The organism is Shewanella sp. SM55, from assembly GCF_025654025.1.
GTDB lineage: Bacteria > Pseudomonadota > Gammaproteobacteria > Enterobacterales > Shewanellaceae > Shewanella > Shewanella oncorhynchi.
On record NZ_JAKKRS010000002.1, the window covers coordinates 235,351 to 247,902 of the forward strand.

Consider the following 12,552-nt stretch of genomic DNA (forward strand, 5'->3'; position numbering starts at 1 on the left):
CGCAAATGCTCAAAGACACTCATGCATTCTCAGTTAAAGGTTCCAATATTCATCGCGCTACCTTGGGGTTACTGCTCAGCGCGTTAATGCTTGGCGGCCTTAATGTAAGCGTACAGGCACAGGACTCGCCAACACAAAGCGCTCAAACGACTTCGAATCCTGATCAACAAGCGGCGGCTCACGTATTAGATTTACTCAACCAATATTCAAGCGATGCCAATTGGGATAAATATTTTGCCCTGTACCGAAAAGACGGCATTTTTATTGGCACGGATGCGAGTGAGCGCTGGGGAATGGCGGAATTTGAACGTTACTCCCGCCCCACAAAAGGTTGGCGCTATGATTTAACTGAGCGGCATTTAATCCAACACGGCAATGTCATATTGTTTGACGAGTTATTAAATAGTCCAGCCTATGGCGTCAGTCGAGGAACAGGCACTTTAATCAAAACCAATGGCAACTGGGAAATAGCGCAATACCATTTAAGCTTTCCTATTCCTAATGAGGTAGCTAAGCAAATAACTGCCGAGATTAAAGCCGCAAACAAACAATAGAGCAGCACTCCCCAAAATACGGTTTGAAAGAGTGCAATTTCGAAAGAATACAGTTTGAAATTAAATCAATAAAAGTAATCACTTAAGTTATACCACTATCTCAAAGACACAGTAAAACACACATTCGCCAATTGGGAGAAGTGGATGAAACTTTGAAAATCCACGTCTTCAAATGCCCTTTCCGAAGGGCCCCTATCCGCATAATAAAACCCGATCACTTTACTATCGACTAATAATGGCGCCAATAAAAAGCCTTGACGTGACACATGTCGCGCTTGTAATTCTTTACACTGCTCTTGCCATTTCTTAGAGCTAGGATCATCTACCCAAAGCGGTAACTTATGCTCCATCGCTTGGTAAAATAATCCCCGCCTATCGCTCAAATCGATAATAAACTCTTGCTTAATGGCATCGGCATCACGACCTAATATCACCCTAGGTTGAAGTTGTTTACGGCTTGGCGACAATAACAGCACGCCGCACCGGTCAACGCCAACGCCCTCAAGTATACCTTCGAGAACCGTTTGCATGATTTGGTTAAAATCGGCTTTATTAATGGCGAAGCCTGTTAATTCTCGTAGCTTAGCTAACTGAATATTCAAGTTAACTTGATAGACAGGCATATCTAACGGAATGGGAAGTGGAACAGGTTTAACTGTGACCATACGCTTAGGATCTGGTAGATAGTCTAGCAACACCTTAGCACCATATACTTCAGCTAACTTATGGGTCGCATTCGCGCAGCGTTGCATCCGCACCATAAACTCATTTTCTTCTAGTCCAGTAAAACTCGCCGCTTGCGTGATACGTTTCCCTAATTCCTGCTTATCAAGATTAGGCTGAGATAAAATATCGCAGAGCTTATCCGCAATAAAAATAGATCGAATTTCAGGTCTTTGGTCTTCAGGATTATTAACTGCATGGACCAACAGTTCTCCCAATCCCCAATTGCGGGCAATACTTTGAGTTAATAGTGAAAAAGAAGTGCCGAGGGCTTCGCGGGTTATACTTCGTTCCTCTGCTGGCGTTGCACATTCACGTAGTTTTAGATCTAACTCTTCGGTGAACTCACCACCAATACTCCAAAAAGCACTCTCACCTATGTGATACAGCAAAGAGGCTATAAAAGCTTCCTCCTGCATTTCTTCGTCATAATGGCTCAACATCATCCGTGCAATCATGGCGGCTTGAAATGCTTTAGCCATCAACTTTATTAATCTTTGATATACGTTAGGTGCCAAATTTTTACTCTCTAACAAGCTTGAGAGTAACTTGGCTGTGATACAGATATTTCGCACCGCATCGAAACCAAGCACTATAGCCGCTCGGCTGACAGTAGAGATTTGGCTACTACCTTTATGGTAAATAGCGCTATTAGCAACTCGAAGAATACGAGAAGTTAAGGCGTTATCGTGCATCACGCTACGCCCGAGTAATGCGAGAGAGGAAACGTCATCCTTGGCGAGCTTTTCTAGCGATTTAACAGTCGAACACAGTGCTGGCATTTCCAATTCACTGATCCGATTTGTCCAATAATCGACCCCTTTATTAGTATTGTTATTAGGCTTCAACCTAAAGTTACCTTAGCGATATAATCTTGTTGTTTTTAGTATAGATAAACGCAAACATTTCGCCTGTTGTCTAAAGCTTGTTTTAGCAAATCATTCATTAATTGCTTAATAATTCAACATTAAGCAATATCTGCCTATAAAAATGCCCAAGACAAAGCTCGGGCATTTCAGTAAAACAGGAAATCAATCCACACTTAGGCTTTGAGGTACTGCTTAACAACACGCAACACTTTATCTATGTCCTGACGGCTGACATCTTTATGAGTCACAAGCCGAAGCGTACGCCCTGGGCTTATCAGGATGCCTTCCGCTCGACAGTGTTTAGCCAATAAGTTCGCATCAATATGGGGGGCTAATGTAGCAAATAACATATTAGTTTGTACTGCGGCTAAATTGACCTCGAACTCACTGAATTCTGCCAACTGCCGAGCTAAGTACGCTGCATTGTCATGATCTTCACTAAGCCGTTGTACTTGCTCAGTTAAAGCAAGCTTACCCGCAGCGGCAAGTATCCCAGCTTGACGCATGCCACCACCAAGCATTTTACGCCAACGAATGGCTTTCTTAATCAAGCGTTCATCACCTAAGAGTAATGAGCCGACTGGCGCACATAATCCTTTGGATAAACAAATCGACACTGAATCAAAGTGCGCCGTGATATCACTTATCGCGATATTCTGCGCCACCGCAGCATTGGCAACTCTCGCACCGTCTAAATGAATTTTTAATCCGCGATTAAAGGCTAATGCCTGCGCATCCGCCAAATAGCTTTGCGGGAGAACCTTACCGCCAATCGTATTCTCTAAACTAAGCAAACGAGTACGAGCAAAATGGATATCATCAGGCTTAATTGCGGCTTCAATGTCAGCTAATGCAATAGTGCCATCTAATTGATTCATTAAAGGTTGAGGTTGAATGCTGCCTAGGACAGCGGCGCCGCCGCCCTCGAACTTATAATTGTGAGCCTGCTGACCGCACAGGTACTCATCTCCACGATCACAATGGGCCATCAAAGCCAATAAATTTGCTTGAGTACCCGAACAGGTAAATAATGCACTTTCAAAGCCAAACATCTCCGCAGCCATATCCTGCAAACTATTTACCGTAGGGTCATCACCGTAAACATCATCACCCACTTCGGCTCTGGACATGGCTAACCGCATGGCTGCTGTTGGCTGGGTAACAGTATCACTGCGTAAATCTATCATCTTGTCCTCAACTTAAAGTTTGGTTGGCGCATAATGGGCTCAAGACTCTAGCGCTAAAGGCTTATTTTGTATAGTTTATCGTCATACTTGTCGACAAATTTACCGATGTAGAACCTCGCATATACTTGAAGCAAGTATCGACATACTGACATCTACTAATAAAAACATAAATATACTCAAGATCTTGCCGATATCTATCTGTCGATGTATGGACGTTTGTACGCGTTTAGCTTGGCGAAAAGAGTCTTACTCGTTAGAATGCCACACTAAGATGGTCATGCTACAAAAATGCGATCGCTTTAGTAATTTTGACTAATACTTATCGTTCAATAGGTGATTTGTAGTGAAAAACTCCCAATCTCGATGGATTCAGCTAGCGCTTTTGCTATTAAGTTTAAGCCTAACATCACAGGTATTTGCTTGGTCTGACACTGACCGAGATGGAGTGCCAGATATCAAAGATGCCTGTCCTAACACAGAGCCAAATACACCTGTTATGGCTAATGGTTGTGTGGAAGAAGTCGCTGTGGAAATGACTGCATCACCAGTTTGCGATATGAGTCATTCAAATGCTGAGTTAAACACAGATTGTCATAATATTTCTGCAGCTATGGTGTATTTTGAATTTGCCATTGCCGAGGTTGACTTTTCTCAATGGAAAACTTTAGCCTTAGTAAAAGCATTCTTAGAAATAAATGATGCTGAATTAACCTTAGTAGGCCACACAGATATCGTTGGTACACCAGAGTTTAATTATCAACTATCACTTCAACGGGCTCAAAATGTAAAACGTATTTTGGTTGAAGATTATGGCTTTAATCCAAATCGCTTTACCGTAATGGGTAAAGGTATATCTGAACCTGTAGCGGACAACCGTTCTAGCGAAGGGCGCAGTTTAAATCGACGAGTAGAATTTATCGTCAATAATAAATAGTTTTTGTTAGCGTATATTTAGGGAGTTATTCAATGGAAAACCTCGAAGGTTTATTAAAGCAAGCACCAGATCTGATTGTAACTTATGGCTTAAAAACATTATTCGCCATTATCATCTTCTTTGTTGGTAAATACTTTGCGGGCGTAGCACAGAAGCTTGTTCGTAAATTACTTAACAGCCGTAAAGTTGATCCGACAGTCGTTTCATTTGTCGCGAACCTCGCTTGGGCAGTGGTATTTGTTTTCGCGGTTATTGCTACGTTAGGCCAAATTGGCGTACAAACCGCATCACTGGTAGCCGTTATCGGTGCTGCAGGTTTAGCAATAGGCTTAGCGCTACAAGGTTCTCTGTCTAATTTTGCATCGGGTGTATTAATGGTGTTATTCCGCCCTTGCCGCGTAGGTGACTATATTGAAGCTGCAGGTATCGCCGGCACTGTTGATGAAATAACCATATTCTCAACCAAGCTTCGCACTCCTGATAATAAAGTTATCGTAGCGCCAAACTCATCTATCATGAATGGCACTATCACTAACTACTCAGCGATGGATAGTCGTCGTATTGATTTAGTGATTGGTGTATCTTATTCCGCCGATATCGCACTCACTAAAAAAGTATTGACCGATATTTTAGATAACAACCAGTATGTGTTAAAAGATCCAGCATATACAGTTGGACTTTCTGAATTGGCTAGCTCTTCAATCAATTTCGTGGTTCGTCCTTGGGTAAAAACATCTGATTATTGGACTGCACGTTTCCAACTGCTTGAGCAAATAAAAAATGCATTAGACGCTGCAGATATCGGTATTCCATTCCCACAAATGGATATCCATGTCAAAGAATTACCGCTAAGCAAATAACAATTAATGGATAAAAAAGGTCGGTAATTACCGACCTTTTTTTATGGTTCTACGCATCATTTTAGCGTACCTTAATGGACAGATATTAGCGAAGGCACAGATATTCATGTGTGAGGAAATCCAATGCAAAAATATGTTTCATTTTTAGCCGCAAGCTGTATTTATAGCCTAGTTCTGATGAGCCCCAATACACTCGCCAGTGAGAAAACACAGGTTTTAATGGGTGAAAAAACAGTCACCTTAGAAGGGAAAAGACCAAAATTGTCGCAAATGGCGCCAGGGTTTAAAGTCGTTGATGAGCATTTCACGCCAGTGATGCTAAGTGATTTTAAGGGTAAAACTGTACTGATAAGTGCCGTGCCAAGCCTAGATACAGGTGTTTGCGCACTGCAGACGAAGCGCTTCAACAGCGAAGTTGGCCATTTTTCCGATGACGTCATCATGCTAACAATCAGTACCGATTTACCCTTCGCACAAAAGCGTTTCTGTAAAGTGGAAAACGTAGATAAAATCAAAGTGCTATCAGATAGCGTGTGGCGTGATTTTGGTGAAAAGTATGGTTTGTTAATTCAAGATTACGGCTTGCTGGCTAGAGCCATTTTCATCATAGATGCAGAAGGTAAGCTCCAATACCAAGAGTTAGTACCAAACATCACAGAGCATCCTAACTATGATGCTGCCCTTGAAGCCTTGAAAACCCTTCAAGCCCAGCAGTAATTCACAGCTAAAAACAGGGCAGCCTTAGCTGCCCTTTTGTTTAACGGTTCTATTTCTACGATTTGGTTTTACGATTTAATGTGTATGCTGATCGCCACTGGATTGGTAGTCAAAGGTTGGCATAGACCAATGATATCGCAGCGCCAACATCCGTAAGCTAAAACCAACGCTTAAACAAATAACCAGATTAATCCATTCCGTTAACTGATAGGCTTTTAAGACGATATACAAGCCTGCCGTCAGTAGTGAAATCACCGCATAGAGTTCTTTCTTAAAAATCAAAGGCACTTGGTTACACAGAATATCGCGGATAACGCCACCAAAGACACCTGTGACCAATCCCATGACTACGGCAATTGTTGGGCTAAATCCCAGCATTAACGTCTTTTGTGCGCCCACGATGGAGAATACGGCTAAGCCTAAGGCATCAATAGCCAAAAATAACTTAGACAGATAACGCATCACAGGGGCGATAGCGACAGTGAGCAAAGAAGCGAATGCAATCGCAATAAGGTAATGCACATGCTCAACCCAAATTAAGGGGTAATTTCCGAGCATCATATCCCTTAGTGTGCCGCCACCAATTGCCGTTGCGCAGCCAATGATCACCACACCAAACAAATCCATCTGCTTGCGGCCAGCCGCCAGAGCGCCCGTCATCGCCTCAGCAATAATCCCAATCAGCCAAAGTAATCCAATAATCTGCGTCTCATGCATCTTTGCTACTACCAACAACTCAAAGAATTGATTCTGCCTGATAACCTCTCAGTTCTATAATGATTTTATTTTGAATTCATCATTAGAAAAATTAATTCATCATCTTATTAATAATCTGATGCTGATTCCTATAACTTTATTAAGTTACAGGATAAATATTATACAAAATAGCTAGTTACAAAAATGTTACCTCCTCATTTTCATCTATGAAAATAGAATTTTTAATAAGTATTAATAACGTAAATCCAATCAGATGATAAATAACTGCAGATCATCTAATACCGTAGACAAAAAACATAAAAATCAACCACAAAAAAAGCGGCCCTTAGGCCGCTTAATGTTCATTCAAACTGAATCAGAACTACTTGGTGTCAGGCTTAGGTGGATAATTTGCCATTACACTGCCCACAGCTTGATTGATGATCTGTACTCTTTCTTCTGGGGTATTTTTGTCGCGAATGGTATCGGCAACAGAACCACGCCAGATCAGTTTAGTGGTTTTATTATCAACCAAATCAATAATCAGGGTGCCAACTTCATATTCTCTTACTGTGGTTTGGGTCTGCATATTGCCGCCCCAACCCCATCCTGGACCATAGTATGGGTTGTAGCCAAAATTACTATTGAAGGTATCAACATTAATCTTCTTATCAACTTTGGTCAGATAATTAACAAGTACATCAGCATCTTTTGCATCAACTAATGTCATCCCCTTACTCGCTAACTGACTATTCACCGCTTCTCTGACCCGTTGGTCCATCAAGCCATCTAGATGATATCCAGCAGAATCCGTTTTCTGAGCAACCCAAGCATAGGTTTTATATTGGGTAAAATTGGCGCTAGGATCAAAATCCCAACCTGACTTCATCGAACTACAGGCACTGAGTGCCAACACAGCTAATGCTACAAAAATATTTTTCATCTTAATTTCCTCAGATGTTCGACCCGAACAAAGACAAGTATCAGAGATATGAATTTAGCTTACAGAGCAATAGCCTAATCTACAACTCAATTGATTAAAAAGCAGCATCTCATTCAGCTTGACTTCAGCAAAGCCAAAGATGATAATGATTATCAATTGTGATTTGGAGGAGGTATTGAAATGTACTGGTTTATTAGCGCGTTTATGGTTGCATCTGCCATTTTTTTCCTTGCACCAGAAAAAATTTCTCTCGAAGCGAATAACGCCAAAATAAAACGTCACTTGCCTACCAGTTTACTGATATTACCCCTCCTAGTGCTTGGCTGGTTGGTTATTGATACCATTGCTAATGGCACTAACTATGCCACAGTCGCCGCATTTGGTTTTGTTACAACAGCCTGCTTAATTGCGTTACCTAAGTTACATAAATTTATTATGCCCAGTGCATTACTCACCGCTGTGGCGCTGATAGCCATGGTATTCATGCGAATGAATTGATCCTGAGCTTTAAGCTTACTTTTCAAAAATATGCTTACTTCCCTGCAAAGAGTTAGCATTTTGTATTGGCCACTTAAGGAGAATCCTCAAGTGGTCTTTTTTTACCTCCCAGAACCTCTGCAAATTTGATAAACTGAGTCGGTATAAGTCACCTTCTAATATCAATGAATGAAACCGATGAAAGCAGATCCTAATGTATCCTTAGTGTACAGTACCGACAAAGGTCGTATAAATGCAGAGCCCGTCACTAAAGCAATTCCTGAATCCGATGGCATAGTCAGGATCCATAGAGACAGTAAAGGCCGCAAAGGTAAAGGCGTTTCGATTATCTCTGGGTTAGGTCTTGATGAAGCAGCGTTAAAAGCAATGGCTCAAACCCTTAAGAAACAATGTGGTTGTGGTGGTACGGTTAAAGATTTCACTATTGAGGTCCAAACGGACAACCGCGAGCAATTAAAGCTATTACTTGAGAAACAAAACTACAAAGTTAAATTAGCTGGCGGTTAATCTCGCCCGACTTAGCAATATAGCAGCAAGCTAGATCAACTTAGCCACATCAAACGGAGTAGTTTAATGGAGAGTTTGCAGAACCATTTCTTAATTGCTATGCCCTCACTACACGGTACGTTTTTTGAACGCTCAGTCATTTATATCTGTGAACATGATGCCAAAGGCGCCATGGGGCTGGTGATCAACAAACCGCTCGGTATCGAAGTTAATTCGCTATTAGAACAAATGGATTTGCCGGCAGAGCAAGTCTCCGCGGATTTAGTGCTCAATACCAATGTCATGATGGGCGGCCCCGTCTCCCAAGATCGCGGCTTTGTGCTGCATACCTCTCAGCCTTATTGGGCCAATAGCACAGATCTGAGTTGTGGTTTAATGCTAACCACTTCCCGTGATGTGTTAACCGCTATTGGAAGCAACAGATCGCCCGAGAAGTTCCTCGTCGCATTAGGATATGCTGGATGGAGTAAAGATCAGCTCGAACAAGAGCTTGCCGATAATTCTTGGCTCACAATTCCAGCAACGAATGCGCTCTTGTTTGACATTAAACACGAAGACCGTTGGCCACAGGCCAGTCGTGCTCTCGGATTTGATGCTTGGCAAGTTTCAGCTCAAGCGGGTCACGCTTAAGTCTATTTATTAATATAAGTCAGCACACTATGAATTCGAAAACCGTATTAGGCTTTGATTTTGGTACTAAAAGTATTGGTGTGGCTATAGGCCAAGAGATCACTGCCAGCGCCACACCGTTATTATCACTCAAGGCCGTCGATGGTATCCCAAATTGGGATCAGATAGGCGACTTAATCAAAGAGTGGCAACCTGACTTAGTCGTCGTTGGTCTGCCTTTAAACATGGATGGCACAGAGCAAGATATGACCCACAGGGCGCGTAAATTTGCTAATCGCATCAATGCTAAGTTCAAAGTCAAAATAGCCACTCAAGATGAGCGATTAACTACCACTGATGCTAAGGCCAGATTATTCGAATTGGGCGGGTTTAAGGCACTGACCAAAGGTCAAGTCGATGCTGTGTCTGCCGTCCTTATCATCGAAAGCTACTTCGAAAATAACTTCAGCAAATAATGCCACAATAAATAAAACTACAATAAAAATAAAAGGATAAGTTGCCTTATCCTTTTAGTTTGATGTTTAACCCGATAAATTACCAGATCAAAAATGTGGCTTCACTAAGTTTGCCATCATAGTAATGTGCGCATCATCGTCATTTAATGCAGCGATGTAACGGAACTTCTCCCCGCCCGCCTCAGCAAAGAGATGACCATTCTCACCAACAATTTCTTCCAGCGTTTCTAAACAATCGGCGCTAAAAGCTGGGCAGACGATAGCGATATCACGCACGCCTTGTTGCGGCAACGCTTTCAAAGTCGCATCCGTATAAGGTTGTAGCCATTTGGCTTTACCGAAACGCGATTGAAATGTCATCACAAACTCATCTTTACCTAACCCAAGCTTTTCGGTAACCAGTCGAGTCGTTTTCATACAGAAGCAGTAATACGGATCGCCTAAATGCAAATTACGCTCAGGCATACCATGGTAAGACAACACCAATTTTTGCGGTTTACCATGGGCTTCAAAATCAGCCGTGATCGAATTGGCTAAAGCATTAATAAAATCAGCATTATCATGATAAGTATTAATAAAATGCAGTGCTGGAATATAGCGCCACTTGGACAACTCAGCCGCGATCGCATCAAAAGCAGAACCCGTAGTTGGCGCCGCATATTGGGGATACAGAGGTAACACCACGATTTTATCTATGCCATTTTGATGCATAGTTTGCAAGGTGCTAGCAACCGACGGACAGCCATAACGCATTGCTAAATGCACAGAAACATCATAGTTATCAGCTTTAAGCTTATTCGCTAACTTTGCCGTTTGACGCAAACTAATGTCCATTAACGGTGAACCTGCCGCAGTCCATACCTTTTGGTATAATGCTGCCGATTTTGCTGGCCGTACCCGCAAAATAATCCCGTGTAAAATCAACATCCACACTAGCTTAGGAATTTCGACGACTCGGGGATCCGCTAAAAACTCTGCAAGATAACGTCTAACAGCAGATGCTGTGGGTTCATCTGGAGTACCTAAATTCAACAACAACACGCCTACTTTGCCGCGCTGCCCGTGTCCAACTTCTTTGGATAAGCCTGAAAATTTAGCCAAAACAGCCTCTTAATTAATAAATATTCGTAAGATTAAAGTACAGATTCTATCGCTTGCTTAAGCTCTTCACTATCTGGCTTCACTTTAGAATTGAACTGTTGCACAACCGCACCATCACCGCTGACGACATACTTATAAAAATTCCACTTAGGCGCACCGGTTTTTTCGGCTAAGTATTTGAAGACACTATTAGCGTCACTACCACGTACTGGCGATGTCGACAGCATAGTAAAGGTGACACCGTAATTGATGTAACACACCTTAGCCGTATCTTTCTCATCATTTTCTTCTTGGAAAAAATCATCCGATGGGAAACCAATGACCACTAAGCCTTTATCTTTGTAGTTTTCATGCAATTTTTCGAGCGCTTTAAACTGCGGGGTGTAACCACAGTTACTGGCCGTGTTAACAATCAACACTGGTTTTCCCTGAGTCAATTCACACAGATTAACTGTCTCTTCAGAATGTAATTTTCGTACTTCAAGGTTCAGATACTCGGGACAAGTGGCCGCCATAGCGCCAACACTCATCAAGCTCGCTGTCATAGCGAATATCATGGGTAATTTTTTCATTGCTTTCTCCTTTACCAGTACATTACGCAAACGCACAAGGTAAAGATCATATTGAATTAAAAAATAAAAGCTATGGTTAACGACTGCATAGCGATGAAGTAAAACCGATTGAGCTGAACGAAAATCTAACTACACCAACAAAAAGCAGCCCATAAAGAGCTGCCTAACCCAGAACCTGACTATCGCGTTAGTCCATGTCTAAGGTGACACCTTCCATAAAACCTGAGCCCGTGGATTCTTTATTCTGCAATTTAATCATCAAACGTAAATCGTTTGGTGAATCAGCATGGTGCAGCGCATCGGCGTAACTAATCTCGCCATCGACATAAAGTTTCAGCAAGGCCTGATCGAACGTCTGCATGCCCTGCTCGTTGGATTTTGCCATGGTTTCTTTGAGTAAATGCAGCTCGTTCTTCGCAATTAAACTCGCCACCCTTGGGGTGTTAATCAATACTTCAATCGCGGCGCGACGCCCTGTGCCATCAACTTTAGGGATCAATTGTTGCGCCACAATACCGCGTAAATTCAATGATAAATCGAACAATAACTGTTGGTGTTTACTCTCAGGCACGAGATGCATAATCCGGTCTAACGCTTGGTTGGCGTTGTTGGCATGCAAGGTTGCCATACAAAGGTGACCCGTTTCTGCAAATGACAGCGCAAACTCCATCGTCTCTTGGGTACGGATTTCACCAATCAAGATCACATCGGGAGCTTGGCGAAGGGAGCTTTTTAGCGCCGCATCGAAAGATTCAGTATCTATGCCCACTTCACGCTGGGTGATAATGCTTTTTCTGTGGTCATGAACGAATTCAACCGGATCTTCAATAGTCAAAATATGCCCACGAGCATGACCATTGCGATAACCCACCAAGGCCGCCAAGGACGTTGACTTACCCGTTCCCGTTCCGCCTACCATAATGATGAGACCACGTTTACTCATCACCAGATCTTTTAGAATAGGCGGCAATTTTAAATCATCGACATCAGGGATTTTAGTCTCAATACGGCGCATCACACAGCCAGGCGATTCACGCTGCCAAAAAGCGCTCACCCGAAAACGACCTAAATCCTTTGCCGCAAAAGCGAAGTTACACTCACGAGTGGAATGAAACTCTTGCTTCTGCGCCTCAGTCATTAACGACTCAACAAAATCCAGTGATTGTGCTGGTGTAAACGCACTTTCTGCCAAGGGACGCAATTCACCGTCAATCTTGGCACTCGGCGGAAAACCCGCTGTGATGAACAAGTCGGAGGCTTTGCGTTCCACTATCACTTTTAAAAACGGACGAACATCCATCATAAA

General features: G+C 42.5%; 15 protein-coding genes. 8 read left to right on the forward strand and 7 right to left on the reverse strand.

Features of this window, described 5'->3' with window-relative positions:
* The first annotated feature begins 5 nt into the window (after positions 1 to 5).
* Complete coding sequence (locus L5L91_RS04215) at positions 6 to 554, forward strand: nuclear transport factor 2 family protein (protein ID WP_219253460.1); 549 nt, start codon at positions 6 to 8, stop codon at positions 552 to 554.
* A gap of 95 nt (positions 555 to 649) precedes the next feature.
* Here L5L91_RS04215 and L5L91_RS04220 read toward each other — a convergent pair whose 3' ends face one another.
* Both L5L91_RS04220 and ltaE read right to left on the reverse strand, forming a co-directional pair.
* On the reverse strand, positions 650 to 2,125 hold the full coding sequence (locus tag L5L91_RS04220; protein ID WP_173497622.1) for an HDOD domain-containing protein: 1,476 nt from the start codon (positions 2,123 to 2,125) through the stop codon (positions 650 to 652).
* 194 nt (positions 2,126 to 2,319) lie between these two features.
* A complete protein-coding gene (ltaE, locus tag L5L91_RS04225; RefSeq protein WP_168824560.1) occupies positions 2,320 to 3,333 on the reverse strand; it encodes a low-specificity L-threonine aldolase in 1,014 nt (337 codons plus the stop codon).
* Positions 3,334 to 3,676: 343 nt separating this feature from the next.
* Between ltaE and L5L91_RS04230 the strand changes: the two genes are divergently transcribed.
* The 3 genes from L5L91_RS04230 (at position 3,677) to tpx (ending at position 5,844) form a co-directional block, all read left to right on the forward strand.
* The gene (locus tag L5L91_RS04230; protein WP_263235722.1) at positions 3,677 to 4,267 is read left to right on the forward strand and encodes an OmpA family protein; all 591 of its coding nucleotides are present in this window, start codon (positions 3,677 to 3,679) and stop codon (positions 4,265 to 4,267) included.
* Positions 4,268 to 4,299: 32 nt separating this feature from the next.
* A complete protein-coding gene (locus tag L5L91_RS04235) occupies positions 4,300 to 5,127 on the forward strand; it encodes a mechanosensitive ion channel family protein (protein ID WP_028761273.1) in 828 nt (275 codons plus the stop codon).
* Between the two features lie 123 nt (positions 5,128 to 5,250).
* Positions 5,251 to 5,844 carry a thiol peroxidase gene (gene tpx, locus L5L91_RS04240; protein WP_105251878.1) on the forward strand — a complete coding sequence of 198 codons (594 nt, stop codon included), beginning with the start codon at positions 5,251 to 5,253 and terminating at the stop codon, positions 5,842 to 5,844.
* A 75-nt stretch (positions 5,845 to 5,919) separates the two neighbouring features.
* On the opposite strand, the gene L5L91_RS04245 is transcribed toward tpx, so the two are convergent.
* Together L5L91_RS04245 and L5L91_RS04250 are read right to left on the reverse strand one after the other, a co-directional pair.
* Positions 5,920 to 6,561, reverse strand: a complete 642-nt coding sequence (locus L5L91_RS04245; protein ID WP_028761275.1) for a trimeric intracellular cation channel family protein — start codon at positions 6,559 to 6,561, stop codon at positions 5,920 to 5,922.
* A gap of 361 nt (positions 6,562 to 6,922) precedes the next feature.
* Positions 6,923 to 7,483, reverse strand: coding sequence for a DUF4136 domain-containing protein (locus L5L91_RS04250; protein WP_028761276.1), 561 nt, complete (start codon positions 7,481 to 7,483; stop codon positions 6,923 to 6,925).
* A 180-nt stretch (positions 7,484 to 7,663) separates the two neighbouring features.
* Here L5L91_RS04250 and L5L91_RS04255 point away from each other — a divergent pair, with 180 nt between their 5' ends.
* From L5L91_RS04255 to ruvX, 4 genes are all read left to right on the forward strand, one after another.
* Positions 7,664 to 7,981 carry a hypothetical protein gene (locus tag L5L91_RS04255; RefSeq protein WP_105253083.1) on the forward strand — a complete coding sequence of 106 codons (318 nt, stop codon included), beginning with the start codon at positions 7,664 to 7,666 and terminating at the stop codon, positions 7,979 to 7,981.
* Positions 7,982 to 8,158: 177 nt separating this feature from the next.
* Entirely contained in the window at positions 8,159 to 8,488 is a 330-nt protein-coding gene (yciH, locus tag L5L91_RS04260; protein ID WP_263142367.1) for a stress response translation initiation inhibitor YciH, read from the forward strand.
* A 66-nt stretch (positions 8,489 to 8,554) separates the two neighbouring features.
* Complete coding sequence (locus L5L91_RS04265; RefSeq protein ID WP_263235723.1) at positions 8,555 to 9,118, forward strand: YqgE/AlgH family protein; 564 nt, start codon at positions 8,555 to 8,557, stop codon at positions 9,116 to 9,118.
* Between the two features lie 29 nt (positions 9,119 to 9,147).
* Complete coding sequence (gene ruvX / locus L5L91_RS04270) at positions 9,148 to 9,573, forward strand: Holliday junction resolvase RuvX (RefSeq protein ID WP_028761279.1); 426 nt, start codon at positions 9,148 to 9,150, stop codon at positions 9,571 to 9,573.
* A gap of 87 nt (positions 9,574 to 9,660) precedes the next feature.
* Here ruvX and hemH read toward each other — a convergent pair whose 3' ends face one another.
* From hemH to L5L91_RS04285, 3 genes are all read right to left on the reverse strand, one after another.
* Positions 9,661 to 10,674: a ferrochelatase gene (gene hemH / locus L5L91_RS04275; RefSeq protein WP_173243655.1), complete on the reverse strand. Its 1,014-nt coding sequence runs from the start codon at positions 10,672 to 10,674 to the stop codon at positions 9,661 to 9,663.
* A 32-nt stretch (positions 10,675 to 10,706) separates the two neighbouring features.
* Positions 10,707 to 11,246, reverse strand: a complete 540-nt coding sequence (locus L5L91_RS04280) for a glutathione peroxidase (RefSeq protein WP_173243652.1) — start codon at positions 11,244 to 11,246, stop codon at positions 10,707 to 10,709.
* 187 nt (positions 11,247 to 11,433) lie between these two features.
* Complete coding sequence (locus tag L5L91_RS04285; protein ID WP_028761282.1) at positions 11,434 to 12,546, reverse strand: PilT/PilU family type 4a pilus ATPase; 1,113 nt, start codon at positions 12,544 to 12,546, stop codon at positions 11,434 to 11,436.
* Positions 12,547 to 12,552 lie beyond the last annotated feature (6 nt).